Origin of the sequence: Roseateles sp. 22389 (genome assembly GCF_052044995.1) — a bacterium.
Taxonomy (GTDB): domain Bacteria; phylum Pseudomonadota; class Gammaproteobacteria; order Burkholderiales; family Burkholderiaceae_C; genus Roseateles.
Genome location: NZ_JBQEOF010000012.1, coordinates 41476 through 65017, shown reverse-complemented (window position 1 = coordinate 65017; position 23542 = coordinate 41476). Strand labels below are relative to the sequence as shown.

Annotated in this window: 17 protein-coding genes, 1 tRNA gene, 2 pseudogenes and 1 riboswitch; of the genes and pseudogenes, 1 reads left to right on the top strand and 19 read right to left on the bottom strand. The window is 71.8% G+C overall.

Annotation, left to right across the window (positions count from 1 at the left end; all coding sequences use genetic code 11):
- Positions 1 to 2 precede the first annotated feature (2 nt).
- The 19 genes and pseudogenes from cobO to ACTJKJ_RS17125 all read right to left on the bottom strand — a co-directional run bounded on the left by cobO (position 3) and on the right by ACTJKJ_RS17125 (position 22607).
- The gene (cobO, locus tag ACTJKJ_RS17215) at positions 3 to 572 is read right to left on the bottom strand and encodes a cob(I)yrinic acid a,c-diamide adenosyltransferase (protein WP_147242047.1); all 570 of its coding nucleotides are present in this window, start codon (positions 570 to 572) and stop codon (positions 3 to 5) included.
- 152 nt (positions 573 to 724) lie between these two features.
- Positions 725 to 2941 carry a TonB-dependent receptor gene (locus ACTJKJ_RS17210; RefSeq protein ID WP_440821191.1) on the bottom strand — a complete coding sequence of 739 codons (2217 nt, stop codon included), beginning with the start codon at positions 2939 to 2941 and terminating at the stop codon, positions 725 to 727.
- Positions 2938 to 7158 (bottom strand): cobaltochelatase subunit CobN, encoded by a 4221-nt coding sequence (gene cobN / locus ACTJKJ_RS17205; RefSeq protein WP_440821190.1) that lies wholly within the window; start codon positions 7156 to 7158, stop codon positions 2938 to 2940. Before cobN ends, ACTJKJ_RS17210 begins: the two co-directional genes overlap by 4 nt.
- Positions 7155 to 7604 (bottom strand): DUF2149 domain-containing protein, encoded by a 450-nt coding sequence (locus ACTJKJ_RS17200; protein ID WP_440821189.1) that lies wholly within the window; start codon positions 7602 to 7604, stop codon positions 7155 to 7157. The genes cobN and ACTJKJ_RS17200 overlap by 4 nt, the downstream gene beginning before the upstream one ends.
- A complete protein-coding gene (locus ACTJKJ_RS17195; RefSeq protein ID WP_091721312.1) occupies positions 7601 to 8062 on the bottom strand; it encodes a hypothetical protein in 462 nt (153 codons plus the stop codon). Before ACTJKJ_RS17195 ends, ACTJKJ_RS17200 begins: the two co-directional genes overlap by 4 nt.
- 139 nt (positions 8063 to 8201) lie before the next feature.
- Positions 8202 to 9668: pseudogene (locus ACTJKJ_RS17190) on the bottom strand (cobyrinate a,c-diamide synthase); the annotation flags it as partial.
- Positions 9669 to 9699: 31 nt separating this feature from the next.
- Positions 9700 to 10653, bottom strand: coding sequence for an ABC transporter ATP-binding protein (locus tag ACTJKJ_RS17185; RefSeq protein WP_440821188.1), 954 nt, complete (start codon positions 10651 to 10653; stop codon positions 9700 to 9702).
- Positions 10650 to 11690, bottom strand: coding sequence for a FecCD family ABC transporter permease (locus ACTJKJ_RS17180; RefSeq protein WP_440821187.1), 1041 nt, complete (start codon positions 11688 to 11690; stop codon positions 10650 to 10652). The genes ACTJKJ_RS17185 and ACTJKJ_RS17180 overlap by 4 nt, the downstream gene beginning before the upstream one ends.
- A complete protein-coding gene (locus ACTJKJ_RS17175) occupies positions 11690 to 12676 on the bottom strand; it encodes an ABC transporter substrate-binding protein (protein WP_440821253.1) in 987 nt (328 codons plus the stop codon). Before ACTJKJ_RS17175 ends, ACTJKJ_RS17180 begins: the two co-directional genes overlap by 1 nt.
- A gap of 5 nt (positions 12677 to 12681) precedes the next feature.
- Positions 12682 to 13308 carry a bifunctional adenosylcobinamide kinase/adenosylcobinamide-phosphate guanylyltransferase gene (gene cobU / locus ACTJKJ_RS17170; protein ID WP_440821186.1) on the bottom strand — a complete coding sequence of 209 codons (627 nt, stop codon included), beginning with the start codon at positions 13306 to 13308 and terminating at the stop codon, positions 12682 to 12684.
- 83 nt (positions 13309 to 13391) lie between these two features.
- The gene (locus tag ACTJKJ_RS17165; protein WP_440821185.1) at positions 13392 to 15311 is read right to left on the bottom strand and encodes a TonB-dependent receptor plug domain-containing protein; all 1920 of its coding nucleotides are present in this window, start codon (positions 15309 to 15311) and stop codon (positions 13392 to 13394) included.
- Positions 15312 to 15419: 108 nt separating this feature from the next.
- Positions 15420 to 15686, bottom strand: a riboswitch (cobalamin riboswitch).
- On the bottom strand, positions 15682 to 16260 hold the full coding sequence (locus ACTJKJ_RS17160; RefSeq protein WP_440821184.1) for a hypothetical protein: 579 nt from the start codon (positions 16258 to 16260) through the stop codon (positions 15682 to 15684). It overlaps the preceding riboswitch by 5 nt.
- Before the next feature lies 1 nt (position 16261).
- Positions 16262 to 17002 carry an aminoacyl-tRNA hydrolase gene (gene pth / locus ACTJKJ_RS17155; protein WP_440821183.1) on the bottom strand — a complete coding sequence of 247 codons (741 nt, stop codon included), beginning with the start codon at positions 17000 to 17002 and terminating at the stop codon, positions 16262 to 16264.
- Positions 17003 to 17114: 112 nt separating this feature from the next.
- Entirely contained in the window at positions 17115 to 17732 is a 618-nt protein-coding gene (locus tag ACTJKJ_RS17150; RefSeq protein WP_297389012.1) for a 50S ribosomal protein L25/general stress protein Ctc, read from the bottom strand.
- Between the two features lie 117 nt (positions 17733 to 17849).
- A complete protein-coding gene (locus tag ACTJKJ_RS17145) occupies positions 17850 to 18812 on the bottom strand; it encodes a ribose-phosphate pyrophosphokinase (protein WP_091721334.1) in 963 nt (320 codons plus the stop codon).
- Between the two features lie 67 nt (positions 18813 to 18879).
- Positions 18880 to 18956 (bottom strand) — tRNA-Gln (locus ACTJKJ_RS17140).
- Positions 18957 to 18994: 38 nt separating this feature from the next.
- Positions 18995 to 20098 (bottom strand): 4-(cytidine 5'-diphospho)-2-C-methyl-D-erythritol kinase, encoded by a 1104-nt coding sequence (gene ispE, locus ACTJKJ_RS17135; protein WP_440821182.1) that lies wholly within the window; start codon positions 20096 to 20098, stop codon positions 18995 to 18997.
- Positions 20099 to 20208: 110 nt separating this feature from the next.
- Positions 20209 to 20793: an outer membrane lipoprotein LolB gene (locus tag ACTJKJ_RS17130; protein WP_440821181.1), complete on the bottom strand. Its 585-nt coding sequence runs from the start codon at positions 20791 to 20793 to the stop codon at positions 20209 to 20211.
- The gene (locus ACTJKJ_RS17125) at positions 20793 to 22607 is read right to left on the bottom strand and encodes a tetratricopeptide repeat protein (protein ID WP_440821180.1); all 1815 of its coding nucleotides are present in this window, start codon (positions 22605 to 22607) and stop codon (positions 20793 to 20795) included. Before ACTJKJ_RS17125 ends, ACTJKJ_RS17130 begins: the two co-directional genes overlap by 1 nt.
- Positions 22608 to 22698: 91 nt before the next feature.
- On the opposite strand from ACTJKJ_RS17125, the pseudogene mutM reads away from it, so the two are divergent.
- Positions 22699 to 23542, top strand: a pseudogene (gene mutM, locus ACTJKJ_RS17120) (bifunctional DNA-formamidopyrimidine glycosylase/DNA-(apurinic or apyrimidinic site) lyase).

The window sequence follows — 23542 nt, the reverse complement described above, 5'->3', positions numbered from 1 at the left end:
GGTCAATCCTCGATGCCCCGCTGCGCGGGGACACCGGCCTTGAAGTGGTGCTTGACCATCGTCATCTCGGTGACGGTGTCGGCCAGGTCGATCAGCTCCTGCGGTGCGCCGCGGCCGGTCAGGCAGACATGCACGTGGGGCGGCCGCTCGCGCAGCGCCTGCAGCACCGGCTCCAGCGGCAGCCAGCCGTAGCGCAGCGGATACATGATCTCGTCCAGCACGACCAGGAAGTGCTCACCGCCCAGGATGGTCGCCTTCGCGCGCTCCCAGCCGTCGCGCGCCAACTGCGCCGAGTGATCCAGGTCCTTGCTCTTCCACGAGAAGCCGTCGCCGAGCCCCTCGATCGGCACGCCGATCTGCTCGAACAGCCGGTGCTCGCCGAAGCGCGCGCTCGGCACCTTCATGAACTGGTAGATGTGGACCCGCTTGCCGCGGCCATGCGCCCGCAGCGCCAGGCCGAAGGCGGCCGTGCTCTTGCCCTTGCCGTTGCCGGTGTGGACCAGCACCAGCCCGCGGCGCTCGCCGCTGGGGATGATGCGTTCGCGGTCGACGGGCGGTTGTTCGATTTCCATGTCGTGCTCCGAAAGAGAGAGACCGTCACCCCAACTCCGCTTGCCGGAAACGAGGTCGTCGACGATTCACTCGGTGAACCCCCTCTCCCGCTTGCGGGAGAGGGAGGGGTGAGGGCCAGCGGTGGTGGCAGTGCCGAGGACTCCTGAAGCGATCAGATCCGCGCCCGCAAGCTGAGGCGGAAGGTGCGCGGCTCCATCGGATGGACGAGCCGGCCATCGATGCCCGCGCCGCCATTGCAACCCGCGCCTTCAGCCCGCGTGCAGGCCGCGCCCCAGTACTCGATGTCATTGGCCTTCGTATCGAAGACGTTCAGCACATCCAGCCCCACCTGCCAGCGCTCGCTGACCTGGTACCCGAGCCGCCAGTTGGCGGTGAACACCGCCTTGGACTGCTGCGTGCCGGTCTCCTCGAGCGCATAGGCGCCCAGGTAGCGCAGCTTGACGCCGCTGGACCATCGCCCCGCCGGCGCCCAGTTGGCCGACAGCGAGGCCGAGACCGGCACCGCGTTGGGCACGCGCCGGCCGCTGCCGAATTCATTCGAGGTCGCCTCGACGAAGCGCGCCCGCGACCAGGCGAGGTCCGCGTCGATCAGCCAGTCGCGGCCGACCTGCACGTCGTTGGACCACTCCAGGCCGAGGCGCCGCGACGCACCGCGCGCCTCGGTCACGCCCTCGTCGCCGACGAAGACCAGCTCCGACGCCAGCCGGGCCTGCCACAGCGCCAGGCTGGTGGTCCAGCCGGCCGCCGGCCGGGTGCGCAGGCCCAGCTCGGTGCTTTGCGTGCGGGCCAGCAGCGGCAGCGTGTCGGCCGGGCTGCCGTCGGCGGGATTGGTCGTCATCGTCGCGCCGCGCGCGTCGTTGGAGCGGAAGGCGCGGGCCCAGTGCAGGTAGAGCTCGGTGTCCGAGGCGACCCGCGCGATCAGGCCCAGCTTCGGGCTGAACTGCGACTGGCTCGCCTTGCCGCCATTGCCGAGGTTGAACTCGCCGCCGGTGGGCGTGACCGTCGCCCGCATCGTGTCCCAGCGCGCGCCGACGGTGCTGCGCAGCCAGCCGGTCCAGCGGCTGCCCCATTCGACGAAGGCGCCGGTGCTGTCCTGCGTGACGCGGTCCTCGCGCACGGTGTGCGTGCGGACCCGGCCGACGGTGTCGTACAGGCCGAGCGTGCCGATCCGGTCATGGCGCCATTGCAGGCCCCAGGTCAGGCTCTGGTCGGCGGGCAGCCAGGCGGCCGGCAACTGGTGCTTGAGCGATCCGCCCCAGAGCCGGCGGTGGTCCGCCTGCTCGTGCTGGTCGCCGTCCGGGCCGTTGATGAAGCCCGACGGCGCGGAGAACAGGTTGAGCGCGTAATCGATCACCCAGGCCTGCGCGGTCCACTGGCCGCCGCCCTGGTTGTAGGCGAGCGCGCCGCTCAGGCTGTGGCGGTGGGTGCGGCCGCCGTCGTCGGGCGAGAGCGTGCCGTAGCGGCCGATCTCGCCGCTGTCGATGGCGCGCTCGGGCACGTGCTCGCTGGCGCGCCAGCCGGCGCTGTAGCTCAGCAGGTCGACCTGCGCGCCGTTGCGCTCGTCGCCGCGCGTCAGCCGCAGCACCGCGTTGCGGCGGTGCAGGTCCTCGGGCTGGTCCCAGGGGCCGTCGTACCGGCTGCCCTCGACGGCGCCCAGCAGCGTCCAGCCGCCGCCCACCCGCGTGCTGCCGGCCGCCAGCGCGCGCTGGTAGCCGTAGGGGCCGGCGGTGAGCTGCGCATAGGGGCGCTCGATCTCGCCCAGGTAGCCGATGCGCGAGGCGCCGGTGGTGGCGAAGTCGCCGTCCTCGGCGGCGAACGCGCCCTTGCGGTAGCGCAGGCTCTCGACCAGCTCGGGGATCAGGAAGTTCAGGTCCATGTAGCCCTGGCCGTGCGCGTGGCTGGCCATGTTCACCGGCATGCCCAGGACGAAGGTGGCGAAGTCGCTGCCGTGGTCGAGGTTGTAGCCGCGCAGGAAGTACTGGTTGGCCTTGCCGTCGCCGCTGTGCTGGGTGACGGTCATGCCGGGCATCGCCTCCAGCAGCTCGGCCGGGCGCAGCAGCGGGCGCAGCGCCAGGCGCTCGACGCCGACCTCGCCCTCGGAGGCGCTGCCCGCTTCGCCGAGCTGCGCGCGGCTGCTGATGCGGACGGTGTCCAGCGTGCCCGATGGCGATGAGCCGGCGGCGGGCGTCTCGGCTGAAGTCGATACCGATGCAGACGCCTGTGCCGATGCCGACGCGCCGATCGGCGCGGCCTGAGGGCCGGAGGCGCCCTGCGCGATGGCGCCCGTCGCCGTTGTTGCCATCGCGATGGCGATGGCCACGGCGGTCGGGCGATGTGCCCGCAGTGTGTGGGAGTCGTTGGCGTTCATGCAGTCCCCTGTGGGCTCAAGTTGTTGTCGTTGTTCGTCGCCCGTCGCGCCTGCCACATCGCGCCGGCGCTCATCAGCAGCGCCATCGCGACCCACGCGAGCGCCTGCTCGAGCGAGCGCTGCGTCGCCGCGCGCGGCTCGGGCTTCGGCGCGTCGGGCACGCGCTGCAGCGCGAGGCCGCGCACGGTCGGCACTGGCGGCACGGCCGCGGGGGCACGGTCGGGTGCCTTCGCCGCGGGGCGAGGCGCGGCCGCCGGCACGACCGGTAGCGCGGGCACCGCCTGCGGCAGTTGATCCGCCGTCCAGCGCCGCACGGCCGCCAGCTCGTTGCTCAGCGGCGCGTCCTTCGTCAGCTCCCGGTACAGCGCGGCGAGCCCCTGCTTCGTCTGCGCGTCCGGCTGCCAGTAGCCCATGCGCTCGGCCTGCACCAGCCGCTCCAGCGCCTGCGCGTAGGCCTGCGGGTTCTGCTTGAGCCACGCGGGCACGCCGAGCTGGTGCTTGTCCTTCACCAGCACGTCGTAGAAGCTCTGCCAGTGGTCGGCGCGTACCGTGCCCGGCGCGATGCTCTGCCAGCCGAAGCTGTACTGCACCGCCTTGAGCACCTGCAGCGCGCCCGCCCAGCCCTCGGCCTGCTGTGCCTTCAGCCAGCCGGGATGCAGGTAGCGGCTCTGCATCTCCAGCGCGATCGCCTGTGTGGCGGTCTCGGTGTGCGCCTCGGCGGCGTCCTGCAGCTGGCTCACGTGCAGGGCCAGGCCCTTCGTGTTGCCGGCGACCCGCGCGGCCGCGGCCAGCCCGCCGAGGTACTGGAACGGATCGTCGCTGCTGACCATCGCGTAGAGGTGGCTGCTGCGCGACATCAACGCCGCGTCGGTGTGGCGCAGGTGCGCGCCCAGCGCCTGGCGCGCCTGCCCCGCGGGCACGGCGAGCGGCTCGCCGTCGACATAGGGCTGGCTCATCGTCGAGAGGAACAGCTGGCCCAGTCGCGGATCGGGTCGGCCGTCGCCGCCCTGCAGGCCGTTGTCCTGCACCGCGTCGGCGATGCCGGTGCCGTAGTCGCCGGCCGGATTGCCGAAGACGCGGGCCTGCGCCAGCGTCCGGGCCTGCGCCGCCGGCAGGCCAGCCTGGCGCAGCTCGGCCGCGATGACGCGGTTGTTGGCGGCGATGGCGTTGTCCGCCTCGGCCTCGCCGGCCGCGGCGACCGCCTGGTCCACCAGCTTCATCAGCGCCGGGAACTGGTCGCGGTAGGAGCCGGTGATCGACAGCAGCACGTCCACCCGAGGCCGGCCCAGCTCGGCGAGGCTCAGCAGCCGGATCGAGGTCGGACGGCCGGTGGCGTCCCACACCGGCGTCGCGCCCAGCGCCACCAGTGCCTGCGCCTCCATCACGCCCTGATGGCGCAAGGTCTCGCCGGCCCACAGCGACAGCGCCAGCCGCGTCGGCGCCGCGCCGGCCCGGGCCTGCTCCTCGTACCAGCGCTTGAACAGCGCCTGCGCCGCCTCGAAGGCCTGGCGCGTGGGCAGCCGCGCGGGGTCGAGGCCGGTGAGGTTGCGGCCGGTCGGCAGGCTTTCCGGATTGCGCAGCAGGTCGCCGCCGTAGGCCGCGGGGATGAAGCGCCCATCGAGCGCGCGCAGCAGGCCGGGCATCTCGCCTTCGGTCGACAGCCGCGTGGCCATCTCCTGCGCCCGCAGCGCGAGCTGGTACAGCGCCGCCTGGTCGATCGGCTTGCGCGCCGCGCGGTTGGGCACGAAGCCGTCGCCGCAGGTTACCGGCAGGGCGTGCGCGGCGCTGGCGCTGCCCGCCGGCGTCGACGCCGCGGACGTCGCACCCGCAGACGCGGACGCCGACGCAGCTGCCGCGTGTTTCGCCTCGGCCGCCACGGCCGATGCCGCCGACGCCGCCGCCGGTGTGCCCACGGCCACGCAGGCGGAAGGCCGCAGGTCGAGCTGGCTCGCCGCCTGCGCGTCCTTCAGCGCGACATCGAGCCAGCGGGCCGGCCGCGCCTGCGCGACGCCCTCGTGGTTGATCAGGAAGGCCTCGTCGATGTCCTCGCCCAGCGCCTCGATCAAGGGCACGCGCAGCAGCTGCAGGATCGAGCCGCGGCGCTGGTCCTCGTCGGGGACCACGCCGAAGACCGCCAGCCCCTTGGGCTGCGAGCTCTGCGCCAGGCGGTCCAGGTAGGGATGCAGCAGCTCCAGGAAACCGCTGAAGTCGGCCGCGATCCGCTCGGCGCTCCAGCCCAGGTCGCGGTGCAGGTTGTGCTCGACGAACTGCTGCAGCATGCGGCGCTCCAGCCCTTGGCGCGTCGGGCCGGGATCGACCGTCTCCCACTCGTGCATCAGCTCATGCATGTGGGCCATGCCCGCGTTGAAGCCCGCCGGCGCGAAGCTCGGCGTGCGGTGGCTCACCATCAGCGCGCGGCCGCGGCGCTTGGCGGTGAGCGCCTCGCCGAGGTTGTCGACGATGTAGGGATAGATCACCGGCGTGTCGCCCAGCGGCAGCCAGACCGGGTCCCACACGTCGGGACCGCGCAGCTTGCCCGGCGCCCACTCCTGCGTGCCGTGCGTGCCGAAATGGAGGATCGCGTCGGCCTGCCGCGCCCACAGGTAGGTGGCGAGGTAGTGATGCGACAGCGGCGTGCGGCTGCGATGCATGAAAGGATCCTGGCCGTTGCGCAGGGTCTCCTCGCGCGGCGGCTGCGGCAGCACGGTCAGCGCGCCGAGCGTCAGGCGCGGGATGACGAAGACCGGCTCGCCGCGCTGCCGCACGACATAGCGGCTGCTCGCGGGCGGGCCCCACTTCGCGACGATGGGCTCGCGCACCGCGGCGGGCAGCGCGTCGAACCAGGCGGTGTAGCGCGCGAGCGGCAAGGCCTCGGCCTGGTCGGCGTCGAGCAGGGCCTGCAGGTCGGTGCCGGGGTAGTAGGCCGAGAGCAGCGGCTTGAGGCCGGCGATCCAGTCCGCCTCTGCCTTCGGCGTGACGGCGTAGCCGGCGTCCTTCAGCCCCTCGCTGACGCGCGCGAGGCTGCGCGGCACGTTGAGGAAGGAGGCGCCGAAGTTGCTGCCGCCGGGCGGATAGTTGTAGACGAAGGCCACCAGCCGCTTGTCGGCGTTGGCCCGGGTCTGCAGCGCGATCCAGCGCGCCGCCTTGCCGGCGACGCTGGCGGCCTGGCGGTCGATGAGTTCGGGCTCGCCCCGTTTCGGATGGGCGACGACGACGACCGGATCGATCAGGCCCGCCGCCTCCGGCTGCGCGAAGTAGAACGGAATGTCGGCTTGCGAGAGGCCGGTCTCGCTGCCTTCCCAGGCTGCGGCCTGGTCCTGCCGGTAGGGCTGCGTCTGCAGCACCGGCACGCCCCAGCGCTCGAAGGTGGGCTGCAGGCTGGCGCCCTGCGGCAGCAGGCTGTGGTTGACGATCACGCGGGCCTGGACCTGGCCGTCGCGCTCCAGCAGCGCCGACAGCGGCTGGTCGCTGAGCTGGCCGCTGAAGGCGGCGTAGGCGAGCAGGCCGCGCTCGCGGAACATCGCGAGCCAGCGGTCCAGCCAGGCGGTGTTGCCTTGGACGAAGTGGTAGCGGTGCAGCAGCAGCGCCACGGGCTCGCCGCGCAGGCCCTGCTGCGCGGCCCAGGCGCGGAACTCGGCGGCGTCGGCGAAGAGCCGCGGCGCGCCGGGGTAGTGGATGCCGCGCTGCGGGATCAGTTGCGGCGGGCCGAGCTCGGGTGCGGGCGCGCCCGCGAGCTGCGCCCGCGCGAGCGCGAAGGCGATGCGCGTGTTGGTCGGTCCGCCGGCCTGCAGGTAGGCGCGCAGGCTGCGGTCGCTAGGGGTGGGCTCGCCGGCGGGGATCCACAGCACTTGTGTCTCCGGCCTGCCGACGCGCCGCAGCGCGGCGTCGACGATCGGGCGCAGCCGCGCCTCGGCGGTCGCATGCGGGATGTCGACCCAGACCAGCGCGGCCTCGCGCAGCGCGCGGTCGAGCGCGGGATCCTGCTCGATGGGCGCGCCGCGCAGCGGGTATTCGATCTGCCGGACTGCGAAGCCGGCGGCCTTTCCCTCGCGCTCGAGCAGCGCGTGCTTGGCCGCTGGCGTGATGTCGACGCTGAGGAAGAGCACCGGAGTGCCGGCGGCCGCGCCTCCGGCGCCCGCCGACGCGCATGACGCCGCCGCGCAGAAGCTCAGGGCCGCGGCCGCGAGGCAGCGGGCCAGCAGGGCGCGGACGCTCATGGTTGTGGCGTTCCGGCCGTCGTCGGCGCGGGGGCCGCCGCGGCGCCGCGACCGCCGCCCGCAGCAGGGCTCGTGGGACCGGCCGGCGTGGCCGCGGGCGAGCCGCCCGGCGTTCCGGCCGCGCCAGCCTCACCGGCTTCGGGCACGTAGATGATGGAGCCGTCCTTCATCTTGTAGACGACGCCGGCGCGCTCCCCCTGACCTTCGGCGCTGCCGCCGTTGCCGCGGTACTTGATCTCCTGCCCGTCCTTGCGGACGACGATCTCCATGCCCGGTTGACCGGGGTTGCGGATCACCGTTTCGTTCGCATGCGATTGCTGCTGCAGCGCGACCGCCGTCAGCAGCGCGACGACCAGCACCAGGAACACGTCCACCAGGTTCACCGCGGACAGCATCGGGTCGTCGTCCTCCTCGGCGAGGATGGACAGGCGGCGGCCGGTGCTCATGCCCAGCCCTGTTCGGTCTTGATCGCCAGCAGCTCGGCCAGCAGCCAGCGGCGGCGGATCGAGTAGACGACCAGCGCGATCGCCGCCGCGGCCAGCGCGAGCACGACGCCCGAGAAGGCCGAGCTGAACACCGCCAGCGCCTGCTGGCCCTGGCCGGCCGCGACGCTCTGCAGCGCCGGGCCCAGCGGGACCATGGTCGCGATCAGGCCCAGCAGCGGGGCGACGCGGCCCAGCAGGCGCGGTGCCTCCAGGCGGCGCACGACTTGCAGCTCCAGCGTCTCGAGCGAGCTGCCGGCCGGCACCTGCAGCAGCCGGTAGCCGGGACGGCGCCGCTGCACGGCTTCCATCAGCGTGGCGCCGGCGCTCCACAGCGCATAGACGAAGCCCAGGGCGACGAGGATCAGCACCGGCCACAGCAGGGCCTGCGCGATGTGGGCGAATCCGGATTCGAGCAGCATGGGGAACTCAGTTCGTGGCAGTGGAATGGGGGTGGGCGGGGGCCGCTTCGGCGGTGGCGGCGGTCGCGGTGACGGCAGCGGTTGCGATGGCCGCGTGGGCGTCAGCGGTGGCGGTGGTTTTGGCGGCGGTCGCGGTGGCGCCGCCGAAGAACGCGGCGACGGCGGCCGGGTTCGAAGGGAAGTAGTGATGCACGTAGCTCGCCCGCAGCGAGCCCGCGATGTAGAGCGCCTCGGCCGCGCGGCCGGCGNCGTTGGGATTGCGCGCGGTGGCCACCGGCGACCACGGCGTCGCCATCGTCGAGTAATGGAAGGTGTGGCCCCGCAACTCGCCCTCCGGCCAGTCGAGCGACTGCAAGCCCAGCGCAGCCAACCGCTTCTGCATCGAGGCACGACCCGGCATCAGGCCCGCCATCGGATGGGCCACGCCGTCGGCATCGGCCAGCTCATCCAGCAACACCAGCATCCCGCCGCACTCGGCGAGCAGCGGCTTGCCCGCCGCCAGGTGCGCGGCCAGGTCGCTGAAGAAGCCAGCATGCGCACGCAGCGCCGCGGCGTGCAGCTCGGGGTAACCGCCCGGCAGCCACACGGCCTCGCACGCGGGCAAGGGCTCGCCGGCGATCGGGCTGAACGTCAGGACCTCCGCGCCAAGCGCGCGAAGGAGGTCGAGATTGGCGGGGTAGATGAAGGAAAAACACGCGTCGCTCGCCACGGCGATCCGCCGTCCGGTGAGCGGCAGTCCGGCCTGCACGGGACCGAGCGCCGGACGGACGACCGGGGGCCCCTTTTCTCCATCTCCTACCTTTGCTTGCCTACCGGCAAGCAAATTCCTCCCTTGAGTTCCGAAAAGGGGCCCCCGGTCGCCCGTCCCACCACCATCGAGGTCTTCGCCGGTCAACGTGGCAGGTGCGTGGGGCGGTGCGGCTTCGGGCAGGGATGTCGATGTGCGGGCGGCAGCCGCGGGGGCGGCCAGGACGGTGCCTGCGTCCCAGGCATCGGCCCAGGCGTCCAGTTGCGCGTCGATGTCGGGGAGCTCCAGCGCCTGCACCAGGCCCAGGTGGCGCTCGGGGAGCGAGAGCGAGGCGTCGCGCTTGAGCGCGGCAATCAGCGGCAGGTCGACAGGCAGGGACTCGCCGACCATGCGCGCATGCGCGTCGCTGCCCACCCGGTTGGCGATCACGCCCACGACCTGGATGTCGTCGCGGAAGCGCGCCAGGCCCGTGGCCAGCGCGCCGAAGGTCTGCGCCATCGCGGAGGCATCCATCACCGCGATCACCGGCAAGCCGAAGGTCGCCGCCAGGTCCGCGCTGCTGGGCTTGCCGTCGAACAGGCCCATCACGCCCTCGACCAGTACCAGGTCCGATTCGCGCGACGCCTGCGCCAGCAACTCGCGGCAGTGCGCCTCGCCGCCCATGAAGAGGTCGAGCTGGTAGACGGTGTGGCCGCTGGCGCGGGCGAGCACCATCGGGTCCAGGTAGTCCGGGCCGGTCTTGAAGACGCGCACGCGCAGGCCGCGCCGGCGCGCCGAGCGCGCAATGGCCGCGGTGACGCTGGTCTTGCCCTGGCCAGAAGCCGGCGCGCTGATCAGGAAGGCGGGGCAGTCGGTCATCGCGGCATCGGCTCCGTCGTTGTCGCGTCGTTCATGCATTGAGCGCCACCCATCGGCCTTGCACCTGCAGGATCAGCAGGCGGTGGTGGAAGACGCGCTGCAGCGCGTCGTGCGTGGCGGGGTCGTGGGGCGGGCCCTGGTGGACGATGCGGCCGCCATCCATGACGACCAGCGTGTCCGCCTGCAGCGCGACATTGAGTTCATGCAGCACGCTGACCACCGCGCCGCCCGCCGCGACGCGGCCGCGCACGATGCGCGCCCAGTCGCTCTGGTGCGGCGGATCCAGGTGGGCCAGCGGCTCGTCCATCAGCAGCACGCCGGAATGCACCGCCAGCGCCCGCGCCAGCAGCACCCGCTGGCGCTCGCCGCCGGAGAGGCTGCCCAGCGCGCGGTCCCGCCAGTCCCAGCTCTGCGTCTGGCGCATCGCATGCTCGACCGCGGCATGGTCGGCCGCGCTCGCCGGCGCCAGCCAGGGCTGGTGGGGCAGGCGGCCGAGCATCGCGATGTCGTAGGCGGTCAGGTCCTCGGACGCGGTCTCGTTCTGGCCCAGCCACGCGACCTGGCGCGCACGCGCCTTCGCCGGCCAGGTCGACCACGGCTTGCCGTCCAGCGTCAGCGTGCCGTCGAAGGGCAGCAGGCCCGCGATCGCGCGCAGCAGGGTGGACTTGCCGGCGCCGTTCGGGCCGATGATGGCCGTCCACGCGCGCGGCGCGGGCGCCAGCGACAGCGGATGCAGCACCTGGCGGTGGCCCAGCGACAGCGCGAGCAGCTCGATGCGCAGCGCGGGCACGTGGCCGAGCGTCACGGCGTCGGCTGCCGTCGCGGCACCGCCGTTGACGCCAGCATCCATGGCGAGGGCGGCGGACGCGACATCGGCCGCGGCCGCGGACGTGCCGGCGTCCCCGGTCGCGAAGGATGCGCCAGAGCTTGTGGGCACGCCGCCAGCGCCTGGCCGGTTGCCGTCGTCGAATCGGGCGGCGCTCATTGGCTGCCTCCCGCGCCGCCGAAATGCGCCTTGCGTCTGTGCATCAGCCACAGCAGGTAGCTGCCGCCCAGCAGCGCGGTGATGATGCCCACCGGCAGCTCCTGCGGCGCGATGACCCAGCGGGCGGCGATGTCGGCCGCCAGCAGCAGCGCACCGCCGGTCAGCGCGGACAGCAGCAGCAGCGCGCCATGCGTCGTCGGTCCCCAGCTGCGCACCAGGTGCGGCGCGACCAGGCCGACGAAGGCGATCAGCCCGCATTGCGCGACCGCCGCGCCCGTCGCCAGCGAGAGCGTCGCGATCAGCAGCAGCCGGATGAGCGTGAGGCGCTGGCCCAGCGAGCGGGCGGTGTCCTCGCCCAGCGTCAGCGCGTCCAGCGTGCGGCTGCAGCCGAGCGCCGTCAGCAGGCACAGGCCCAGGGCGACGGCCATGACCTGCACCGCGCTCCAGCCGACATAACCGGTGCTGCCCAGCATGAAGGCCTGCATCGCGCGCAGGATGTCGGGGTTCATCAGCGTCAGCAGCGCGGCGCCCGAGCCCAGCACCACGCCGACGACGACCCCGGCCAGCAGCAGCCGCAGGCTCTGCGTGACGCCGCGCGCCAGCACCAGCGTGAGCAGCACCGCGCCGATGGCGCCGACGAAGGCCGCGCCGGTCATGCCGACGCGCAGCGCCAGCGCCGCCGCCGCCGGCGAGATGCCCATGACGAAGAGCAGCGCGGCCACGCCCAGCGACGCGCCGGCGGAGCAGCCGAGCAGGTAGGGATCGGCCAGCGGGTTGCGGAACAGGCCCTGCGCGACCGCGCCGGCCAGCGCCAGCAGCGCGCCCGCCAACCAGGCGCCGAGGGAACGCGGCGCGCGGATGTCCCAGAGGATCAGCCGCATCGTGTCGCCGGCCTCGGTCCAGGGACTCCAGCCCAGGCTGCCGATCGCCAGGCCCAGCGCGAGCAGCACCGCGCCCAGCAGCAGCAGCGCGACGAACTGCGCGGCGATCCTGGCGGACGCGGCCGATGCGGCCGACGAAGCGGACTTGGCGCGCATCAGCGCATGCCTCCGGGCGGTGCGTTGAAGGGCGTGGTCGGCCAGGCCACCTGCCCCTGCGCCGCCTCGCGCAGGCAGCGCGCCATCAGCGCCGCCGCTTCCGACATGCGCGGGCCGGGGCGCACCAGCACGTCGGACTCGGCCGGCACCCAGACGCAGATGCGCTGCTGCTTGACGGCGCGGATCGCGGACCAGCCCGGTCGCTGCGGCAGGCCCGCGGCGTTGCGCTGGCCGACCATGATCACCTGCGGGTCGGCGCGGACGATGAACTCGGGATTGAGCTTGGGGAAGGGCCCGAGCTCGGCCGGGATGATGTTCTTCGCGCCGAGCCGGGCCAGGATCTCGCCCATGAAGGACGCGGTGCCGGCGCCATAGGGCCCGGCGTCGACCTCGTAATAGACGCTCAGCCCGCGCGCGGCCGGCGGCAGCGTGGCGGCGCTCTGCGCGATGTGGCCGTCGACCCGGTTCCACAGGCGGCGCGCATCGTCCTCCTTGCCCAGGAGACGGCCCATCTTGCCCAGCACCCGCTGGACGTCGTTCATGCTCTTGGGTTCCAGCGCCACGACGCGCAGCCCCAGGCCTTCCAGGCGATCAATGACGCGCGCCGAAACGCCGGCCACGACGACGTCGGGCTTGAGCGCGACCAGGGCCTCGATGCTGGTGTCGTCCAGACCGCCGAGCCGGGGGAGCTTCTGCACGCTGGCGGGGAAGTTGGAGAAGCGGTCGACGCCCACGACCTTGGCGCAATCGCCCAGCTCGCAGATGGTCTCGGTCAGCGAAGGCAGCAGGCTGACGATGCGCCGCGGCACGTCCGGCAAGGTCACCGTGTGACCGCGGTCGTCCTGGATCGTGATCGGCGCGGCGACCGCCGCGGCCGTGGCCAGCACCAGCGTGGCCAGCGACAACGCGGCCCGGGCCAGCGCCCGCAACGGCCGCGCGTTGCGGCGCAGCGCCGGCGCGTCCTCGGCGCGGCTCAGGGGTCCCATCGACTTCATCGCTTGTTCTCCTCGTTGTCCGTGGCGTCGACGCGCCCGCGGGCGGCCGCCTCGTTGTCGTCCTGGTCCTCGTCGAGCGGCGCGACCGGACGCGTCCACGGTTGACCGGCCACCATCAGCGTCAGCTCGCCGCACTGCCGCGCGACCTGCTGGTTGAGCCGGCCGAGTTCGTCCACGTAGGCGCGCACCTCGCGGCCCATCGGCATCACGCCCCATCCGACCTCGTTGGACACGAAGATCACCGGCGAGGCCAGCGTCGGCAGCAGGCCCCGCAGCCCGGCGCATTCGGCGCGCCAGTCGTCCAGGCGCGGCGCGCCGGCCATCGGCATCAGCCAGTTGGTGAGCCACAGCGTCAGGCAGTCGACGACCAGCAGCCGCTGGGGCGATGCCGCCGCCCGCAGCGCCTCGCACAGTTGCAGCGGCGCCTCGACGGTGTCGAAGCCGGCCGGCCGGTCGGCGCGGTGGCGGGCGATGCGCTCGCGCATCTCGTCGTCATGGGCCTCGGCGGTCGCGACCACCGTGACCCGATGGCCCGGCGTGCGCGCCCAGCGCAGCGCGAGGCGCTCCGCATGGCGCGACTTGCCGCTGCGCTGGCCGCCGACGATCAGGTGATGAGCAGGCATCCGGGGCTCCGGGGCGAAGGGGAAGAGCGGACCTTACCGCGAGGGTCCGCGCGGCGGGGAACGGGGGGCGAGGCGGGCAGCGCTCACAGCGTCGGCGCGTAGCGCAGCATCACGAACCAGGTCCGGCCCGCCTGGTTGTAGAAGTTCGCCGTCTGGTACTGGCGGTTGAACGCGTTGTCGACGTTCAACTGCAGGCGCCAGTCCTTGGCGAACGCGAACTGCGCGTCCAGGTTGAGCAGGCCGTAGCCGCCGAGCCGGGTCTTGTTGGCGGCGTCGTCGAAGCGCTCGCCGGAGCCGACCAGGTTCGCGCCCAGCGTCCAGGCGCGCAGCGTCGTTTCGGCGCGCAGCGTGCCGAAGCGCTTGGCGCGGCGCTGCAGCTGGCGGCCGGTGTTGGCGTCGGTCGGGTCGAGGAAGTCGGCGGTGGCGCTGAGCTTGACCGCGCCCAGGGTCGCGCCGCCCTTCAGGCTGGTGCCCTTGAGCATCGCGCGCGCGACGTTGGTGTAGCAGCCGGTCGTGGAGCGGCAGCTGCCCGCGGCGCCGAAGGCGATCAGGTCGCTGACGCGGTTGCGGAAGGTGGTGATGGCGAAGTCCAGGTCGCCCTGGGCCCAGGCCAGGCCGGCCTCGCGGTTGTGGCCGCGCTCCGGCCGCAGTTCCGGGAAGCCTAGGCTGATGTCCGGGCCGTAGACGCTGCCGCGGTGGAACAGCGTCGGCGCGCGGAAGGCGTTGCCGGCCGAGGCCGTCACCCGCCAGCCGCCACCGAGCCGGTAGCCGGCCGCCAGGCTGCCGGTGTCGATGCCGCCGAACTCGCTGTCGTCGTCGTGACGGCCGTGCGCCTGCAGGCTCAGCGCGCCCAGCGTGCCGAGGTAGCTCAGGCCGACCGCGTTCTGGCTGCGCGTGCCGGCCCCGCCGCCGACCAGGTCGGCGTTGACGAGGCGGTCCTCGCGCCGCTCCAGCACCCCATTGATCTGGTGCGCGGCATTGATCCGGTAGAAGCCCAGCAGTGAGGCGCTGCGGATGCGGGTTCTGGTCAGGTAGGGGGCGCTGGGGCGCGTCTCGTAGTTCTCTTCGGACTGGCCGACGGAGAGCTGCGTCGACAGCGCCTGCGACCAGATCGACTTCAGGCTGAGCTTGGCGGCGATGGATTCGGTGATGCCGCGGTCGTCGGCGTTCTTGCCGGCGTCGTAGCCGACGTCGCTGCGGCTCTTCAGGCCGAGCAGCTCCAGGCGCTGGCCTTCGGCGATGTGGCCGCCCAGGCGCAGGCTGCCGTTGTAGTTGCGCCAGCCGTCCTTGTCGGCATTGAAGCTCTTGCTGGTCGTGAGGCCGTAGGCGTTGAAGCCGGTGCCGCGGTCGACGGCCAGGGAGCCGGCGTAGTCGAAGTCCGCGGTGCCGCCCAGCAGCGCGACGTCGGCCTTGACCTGGCCGAGGTTGCCGCCGCCGACGCCAAGGTCCAGCTGCGGCCGGCCGCTGCCCTGGCGCGTGAAGATCTGCACCACGCCGCCGATGGCGTCGGAGCCGTACAGCGCGCTGGCCGGGCCCTTGAGCACCTCGACGCGATCGATCAGCGAGACCGGCAGGTTCTCCCAGCGCGCGCCGCCGGTGGACTGGCCGTCGATGCGCACGCCGTCGATCAGGACGACGGTGTGGCGGGTCTCGGCGCCGCGGATGAAGACGGAGGTGGTGTTGCCCGGCCCGCCGTTGTTGGTCATCTGCAGGCCGGCGACGTTGCGCAGCAGCGCGGCGACGTTGCCGAAGCCCTGGCGCTCGATGGTGTCGCGGTGGATGACGGTGAGGTCGGCGGCGATGTCGCCCAGCCGCATCGGGCTGCGCGAGCCGGTGACGGTGACCTCGTCGAGCCGGCTCGCGGAAGCGGTGGCGTCGGCCGAGGAAACGTCCGGGGTGGAGGAGGGCGCGGACTGCGCGAAGGCTGTGGCGGCGAGCGCCAGCGGCGTGAAGGCGAGCAGCGAGCGGGCACCGGCGCGCGCGCGCGAAACGAACGGAAGCATGAGAACGGACCAACGACGGGTTCAGGGCCCTGCTCACCCGCAGGACGTCTGAGGAACGATGCCGCCGGCTGCGTCGTCGATCCGCCAGCGGGCGGGTCGGGATCGGCTGGCGGGCACCACCTGTTGGCCGGTATCCGGGCTGGTGGCCGCTGCCTGTGTCCTTCCCAGCGCGGACGCGCCAGTGGACATGGGGACAGGCAGTGCCGGCGGCGTGCCGGGTCCTTCGTCAGGATCCGGGGCGCGCGGCCGGCGGCCACTTACCGTTGCGGGGACAGCTCAGGTTGGCTCGCGCATCGGCGATGCGCCCGCTTCCTGATTCCCGTTTAACTGCACGGACGCAATGTCCGCGCGAGCACCAACGGCGCGCATTCTAGCGAGGTGTTTCCGCCTCGCCGCGTCTGGGCAGTGGCTGGAGGGCGCCATCGCCGACCATCGCGGGCGCCTTCTTGCCGGGCTTGGTCGTCGGCTTGGGCGGCAGCGACGGGTCGGGCGACTTCGGCAGCTTGGGCTTCTTCTTGGGCGGCTGCTTCGGATCCTTGGGCTTGGGCTTCTTCGGATCGGCGGGCTTGGAGGGGCGCGTCGACGCCATCGGCGGCCGGGGCTCGATCGAGCCATCGATGCCGGCGGCGGCGGGTGCGGGCGATTGCGCCGCGAGGCGTTCGCGTTCGCGCTGCCGCGTTGCGAGCTCGCGGGACTCGTCGGCGGCGCGCTTGCGCGCGGCGGCGGCCTCCTTCGGATCGACGCGGTCCTGCGGCAGGTCCAGCGCCTGCGACGGGCCGTCGGGGCAGGGGCTGTCGCGCAGGTCCAGGCCCTGCGGGCCGCAGCGGTAGTAGCCGAAGGTGCGTTCCTGCGCGGGCTTGGGCTTGGCGCTCTCGGGCTGCGCGCGCGCCGCGCCGAACATGAGGACCAGCACAACAGTCATCAGGATCGAGGGGGCGCGCGTCGGCATGTCAGGCTCCGGAGGTCGGGGGAACGGGATCGGGCACGGGGGGAGCGGACGTCGCCGGCGTGGCGGCGTCCGACGCCCCCACCGGTGGGGCGCCCGCCGGGACGCCGGTCGGGGCGCCCGGTTTCGGTGGCAGGTGGGCGGGGCGGGGCGGCTTGGGTCTGGGCGGCTTGGCATGCAGCAGCGCCACGGCCTTGGCCATGTCGCCGGCGGTCATCAGCTTGAAGGCTTCGAAGGACTTGGCGATGCTGTCCTCCACCGCCTGGCGCTCCGCCAGCGGCGGCTTGCGCAGCACGTAGCCGGCGACCTCGCCCTTGTGGCCCGGATGGCCGATGCCCAGCCGCAGGCGCCAGAAGTTCGCGCTGCCCAGCTGGGCCTGCATGTCCTTCAGGCCGTTGTGGCCGGCGTTGCCGCCGCCCTGCTTGAGCTTGAGCTCGCCCGGCGCGATCTCGAGCTCGTCGTGGATCGCCAGGATCTCCTCCGGCGCGATCTTGAAGAAACGCGCCAGCGCCGCCACCGACTTGCCGGAGAGATTCATGTAGGTCATCGGCTGCAGCAGCCAGATCGGACCGGCGGCGCCCGGCGCATCGTTGACGCGCGCCACCAGGCCGAAGTACTTGGTGTCCAGCTGAGGCGTGACCTTGAGGCCGCGCGCCAGCGCGTCGACCCACCAGAACCCGGCGTTGTGCCGGGTGTCCTCATATTCCGGGCCGGGATTGCCCAGGCCGACAAAGAGACGAATCATGGGGAGGAATTATCAGCGTCGAGCCCAAATGCAGAAGGCCCCGCAAGCGGGGCCTTCTTCGGGGCGATGGACACGCGCCTCGTCAGCTGCGTATCCGTCGCAGAGGAAGAAATTACTTCTTCTTCTTTTTCTTGTCGTCCGCGGCCGGAGCGGCGGCCACCACGATCTCTTCCACGACCGGGGGCACCGGGGTGGCGACGACCGGGTTCGGCTTGCCGTGGGTGACGATCTTGATGTGATCGGCCAGCTTCAGGTCGTTCACATGGATCGAGTGACCCATCGTCAGGTTGCTCAGGTCCACTTCGATGAACTCGGGCAGCTGTTGCGCCAGGCAGGTGATTTCCAGCTGGGTCAGCACGTGGTTCACGGTGCCCTTGTCGGTCTTGACGGCCGGCGACTCGGCTTCACCGACGAAGTGCAGCGGCACCTTCTTGGTGATGCGGGTCGTGGCGTCGACGCGCTGGAAGTCCACGTGCAGCACTTGCTGCTTGTACGGGTGCATCTGGAAGTCACGCAGCAGCACTTGCGTGGTCTTGCCGTCCACTTCCATGTCGAGGATGGAGCTGTGGAAAGCTTCCTTCTTCATGGCGTGGTACAGCGCGTTGTGGTCCAGCTCGACCAGGGCCGGCTCGCCAGCACCGTAGACGATGCCGGGCACCTTGCCGGCGAAACGCAGGCGGCGGCTCGCTCCGGTCCCCTGCAGCTTGCGCTCGAAAGCGACGAATTTCATATCTGACTCCAAATTGACGGAGCACCCCCATGGCGCTCCGGTTGAAGGCCCCGCGACCAGGCGCCTTCACGAAACGGCCGCTGTCCTCGCGAACAGCGGCCGGAACTGGCAACGCGATCAGAAGTTGTTGTTCTGCTCGCTGAAGAGGGAGGTCACCGATTCACCGTCCGAAATGCGGCGGATGGTCTCGGCGAACAGGAAGGCAACGGACAGCTGGCGGATCTTGCCGCAGGCCTTGGCGGCTTCCGACAGCGGGATCGTGTTGCTGATGACGACTTCGTCCAGGTGGGAGCCGGCGATGCGCTCGATCGCCGGACCCGACAGGATGGGATGGGTGCAGTAGGCGAAGACGCTCTTGGCGCCGCGGTCCTTCAGCACTTCCGCGGCCTTCACCAGCGTGCCGGCGGTGTCGATCATGTCGTCCATGATCACGCAGTTGCGGCCGTCGATCTCGCCGATGACATGCATCACTTCCGAGACGTTGGCCGCCGGACGGCGCTTGTCGATGATCGCCAGGTCGCAGCCCAGCTGCTTGGCCAGCGCGCGGGCGCGCACCACGCCGCCGACGTCGGGGCTGACCACCACCAGGTCGCTGTAGTTGCGGGCCTTCAGGTCCGACAGCAGCACCGGCGAGGCGTAGATGTTGTCGACCGGGATGTCGAAGAAGCCCTGGATCTGGTCCGCGTGCAGGTCCATGGTCAGGACGCGCTCGACGCCGACGGTCTCCAGCAGGTTGGCCACGACCTTGGCCGAGATCGGCACGCGCGTCGAACGCGGACGGCGGTCCTGGCGGGCATAACCGAAGTAGGGGATCACGGCGGTGATGCGGCGCGCGCTGGCGCGCTTCAACGCATCGACCATGATCAGCAGCTCCATCAGGTTCTCGTTCGTGGGCGCGCAGGTGGGCTGGATCACGAACACGTCGCGGGCGCGGACGTTCTGCTGGATCTCGACCGTCACTTCACCGTCGGAAAAACGACCGACCACGGCCTTGCCGAGCTCGAGGCCCAGATGCGAGGCGATTTCCTTGGAGAGGGACGGGTTAGCGTTACCCGTGAAGAGGACGGTATTGAGCAGCACGACGGGCCATCCTTAGATTTATGGCCCGGTGGCCAACCCAGCGGGTCCCGGATTGAAACTGAGAATTTGGCAGGGGAGGAAGGACTCGAACCCTCGCATGTCGGAATCAAAATCCGATGCCTTAACCAACTTGGCGACTCCCCTACACAGGACATTGTTCGAGGAACAACACCCTACAACCTTCAGTCTTCCGCCCAGCCCCGCAAAGGGTGGACTGACAGACTGCGACACATCCTTCCGACCCAACCGTCCGGGAGTTCCTGGAACTCACCTTCCGGTGTCGCCTTGAGATTGCTCTCCAGGCCGGTGACCGTGTCCTTTTCCTGCATCGCGTTTTGCGCCGCTGTTTGCGTTGCAATTCGCGAGGGCCGAACTATAGCAAAAACCGCACTGCCTGAACCCGTCATCCGAGAATTTTCGTAGCGGGTCTGCAACCATTCAAGCGCTGTCGATACATCGTGACTGGCAGCTTCCGCGGGCGGTTGCAGATCATTTCTGCCCCAACCTTCGTACAACTGCTGCACGGGTATTTCTTGCGTTTGGTGATCGCGGCAGATATTGCCTTTGCGTTCACCCGAGCTATTGGCTTCGTCGCTTGGAAAATCCGCTACCGGGGTAACCAGACTATCTTCGCTGCGTCTGCCGTTCGCTGCAGGAAAGCCCGCTACTATAGCCACGCTTTCCGACCTTTGCAACAGCGGGCTCGAAAAAATTTCCTTGGTGCCGATGCTGACCGCGGGTTTGACCACCGCCAGGCGCAACTCGGGCACCGCCACCGGGGTCAGGACCTCGCCAATGCCTTCGACGAAGGCATTGCGCCCGCCGACGAAGAACGGCACGTCCGCACCCAGCTGGAGCGCGATCGGCAACAGCTGCCGACGCGACCAGTTCAGCCCCCACAGCCGGTTCAGCGCCAGCAGCGTGCTGGCGGCATCCGAGGATCCGCCGCCCATGCCCGCGCCCGAGGGCAGGCGCTTCTCGATGTGGATGTCGGCGCCGAAGGCGCAGCCGCTGGCCTGCTGCAGCGCACGCGCGGCGCGCAGGCAGAGGTCGTCCGCCGGCAGCGCGTCGCCGCGGTCGTGGCGGCGCAGCGCCCCGTCCTCGCGGCGCTCGAAGTGCAGTGTGTCGGCCCAGTCGACCAGCACGAACAGCGACTGCAGCAGGTGATAGCCGTCCGCCCGCTTGCCCACCACATGCAGGAACAGGTTGAGCTTGGCCGGCGCCGGCACGTCGTAGAGCGCCTTCAAGGGCGCAGCGGTGGAAATCGGCATCATGGGCGTCGACATGGCGGCGCAGTATGCCGCCGAGTATTCAGGGGCCGCGCGTGCGATTAACGAGCCGCGCGCGATTCCCTCGTGAAAAGTGCTCAAAAATACCCTGGCGCGACGCCGGGATATCAAGGACTGACGGGCGCGTCGAGTTTCAGGCGCAGCGTCGCCAGCGGTTCGGATCCATTCGGGTTGAGCCGCTGGGCGGAGATCAGCTGGTCGCCGAAGCGGCGCAGGTCCACCTGCCAGCCCAGCTGCTGGAAGCCGGTGCCGTCCGCCGCCCGCGACGGCGCCTGCGGCCACGGCCGGCCGCGCAGCCAGTCGAACAGGGCCTGCACCGGCAGCGCCTCGCCGAGCAGCTCCTGCGTCAGCGTGTCGATGTCGTCGTAGGCGCGGTTGCCGTCGGGCGTCTTGACCCAGGCGGAGCCGGGCTGCCACGACACCCGCGCGACCAGGCTGCCCATCGGCGTGCTCATTTCGAGCTGGCCGCGGCGGGGGTCGCCGAGCAGCTCGAAGCTGGCGTTGACGTTCTGCCCGCGCGGCTGGCCACCGGGGCCGGCCGGCACGATCAGCCCGAACTTGCCGGTCAGGCGGGGCGCCTGCGCCAGCGCGGCGGCGTCCGCGCTCGAGGCCCGGGGCACCGAACTGCAACCGGCGAGCGCCGTCGCCCCGAGGACCGCCAGCGCGCGGACGTGGAATTGCCGCCGCCGCATCAGGGACGGACCTGCAGGCGCTGCATCACCGACTGCAGCGCCTCGTTGCGCGGGTCGCGTCTGGCGGCATCGGCGAGGACGCGGCGCGCCTCGTCCTGCTGGCCGGCGGCCCAGAGCACCTCGCCGAGGTGGGCGGCGATCTCCGCGTCTGGGCGCGAGCCGTAGGCCTGGCGCAGCAGCCGCTCGGCCTCGCCCAGCCGGCCGAGGCGGAATTCCACCCAGCCCATGCTGTCGACGATGAAGGGCTCGCCCGGCGCGAAGCTCAGCGCCTTGGAGATCAGGTCGCGCGCCTCCTCCAGCCGCTCGTTGCGATCGGCCAGCGAGTAACCCAGGGCGTTGTACGCGTGGTAGTGCTGGGGCTTGAGCTGGATGACCTTCTGCAGCAGCGCTTCCATCTCCTGCGCCCGGCCGAGCTTCTCGGCCATCATCGACTGCTCGTAAATGAGGTCAGCATCCTCGGGCGACTGCTTGATCGCCTGGCCCAGCAGGTCGTAGGCGGCCTGCCACTGCTTGTTCTCGCGCAGCAGCTGGGATTCGGCCAGCACGCGGGCGCGGCGGTCCTGGTCGCGGTCGGCGGGCAGTTGCCGCAGCAGCTCGCGGCCCTCGTCGAGCCGGCCCTGGCGCGCCAGCAGCGAGGCGCGGCGGTAGGCGATGTCCAGGTTGCCCGGCGCGGCCTCGATGCCGGCCAGGCGCTTCTCGGCGGTCTTGAAGTCGCCGCGCATCTCCGCGGCCTGTGCCAGCAGCAACTGGCCCTGCAGGCGGGCTTCCTTGTCGGCCTTGTCCAGGCCGGCCGCCGCGATCGCGCGCTCCGCCAGCGAGGACGAGTCGCCACCGGGCTTGTCCACCAGCTTCAGGTAGCGCTGCAGCGCGGTCTCGGCCGCGTCGGGATGCTGCAGGTCCAGCTCCAGCGCACCCAGCGCCAGCCAGTGGGACGCCTCCTCGGGCGACTCCTGCGTCAGCACGCGGAACTCCCGCGCGGCGTCGCCGGGCCGCTGCGCCCGCGCCAGCGCGCGGGCGTAGGCCAGGCGCAGCGCCTGCTTGTCGGGTTTGGCCTGCAGCTCGGCGGTGACCAGCGCCTCGGCTTCGGGGCGGCGCGGCAGCAGCTCCAGCGCCATCAGCAGCGGTTCCTCGCGCTCGGGGAAGTCCTTGGCAGCGGCGCGGACGTGGATCAGCGCGGTCTCGTAGCGGTCCGCGTTCTTGGCGAGCTGGGCCAGCACCAGCAGCGAGGCGAAACGTGTCTCCGGCTTCGCGGCGGTCTCGCGCAGCAGCGGCTCGAAGGCCTCCAGCACGCGCGCCGGTTCAGGGCTGCGCTGGAACAGCGCCGGCAGCGCCGCGATCAGCGCGCCGCGGCCGTCGGCCGGCGTCAGCGCCAGCAGCGAGCGCAGCACCGGCGGGATCTCGGCCGGCCGGTTCAGCAGCGCCAGCAGCTGGATCTGCGTGCGGTGCGCCTCCAGCGAAGTCGGCAGTGCCTCGCGCCAGGCGCGGGCGGCGATGGCGGCCTGGTCGCCGGCGCGCGACTGCAGCGCGATCTGGACCACGCGGCGGAACAGCTCCTCGTCGTTGCTGCGGCGGGCGGCGTCGAGCAGCACCTGGTAGGCGACGCCGGCCTGGCCGCCCTGGAGTTCGAGCTCGCCGATCAGCAGCTGGTAGAACATCGGCGCGTCGAGGTCGGAATTGACGACGGGCGCCGAGGCGGCGGAGGCGGGCGCGTCGGCCGCGGCCGGCGCTTCCGGGGGCTGGGTCTGGGCGTGGGCGGCGCAGCTCAGGGCGAGGGCGGCTGGGAGCCACCAGCGGTGGCGCACGAGGGCGGGCATGAGGAACTCCTGAACTGGGCGGGAAGGCCTGACGGGCAAGCCGCGGACCATTCTAGGGAAGCGGCGCGGGCGCCGCGCCTATGATTCCGGGATGCCCGAGTTACCGGAAGTTGAAGTTACACGACGANCCGGCCATCGCCGGCGCGCGCGTGCTGGACGTGCGGCTGGGAAAACCGCTGCGCTGGCCGCTGGGCGTGGCGGCGGAACGGCTGGTGGGGCGTCGGGTCGGCGAGGCCCAGCGCCGCGGCAAGTACATCTGGCTGCCGCTGGTGGCGACGGCCGAGCAGCCCGGCCATCCGGACGAGACCGGCGGCGGCCTGCTGCTGCACCTGGGCATGTCGGGCTCGCTGGCCTTCCGCGAGCAGCCGCCGGCGGCCGGACCGCACGACCACTTCGAGCTGGTCACCGACCGCGGCGTGCTGCGCCTGACTGATCCGCGGCGCTTCGGCGCGGTGGTCTGGTCGGATGGACTGGCCGTCGAGCCGGCGGCCAAGCTGCTGGCCCGGATCGGGCTGGAGCCCTTCGACATCGAATTCCACGGCCCCTACCTGCATGACGGTTTCCGCGGCCGGCGCGTCGCGGTGAAGCAGGCGATCCTGGCCGGCGACGTGGTCGTCGGCGCGGGCAACATCTATGCGTGCGAGGCGCTGTTCCTGGCCGGCGTCGATCCGCGCCTGGCGGCGGGCAAGCTGAGCCGGCCGCGCGCCGCGAAGCTGGCGGCGGCACTGCGGCAGGTGCTGGGCGAGGCGCTCGAGGCCGGCGGCAGCACGCTGCGGGACTTCAAGGATGCGCACGGCGTGGCGGGCAGCTTCCAGATGCAGGCGCGCGTCTATGGCCGCGAGGGCGAACCCTGCCGCGCCTGCGGCACGCCGATCCGGCGCATCGTGCAGGGGCAGCGCTCGACCTTCTTCTGCCCGGTCTGCCAGAAGCGATGA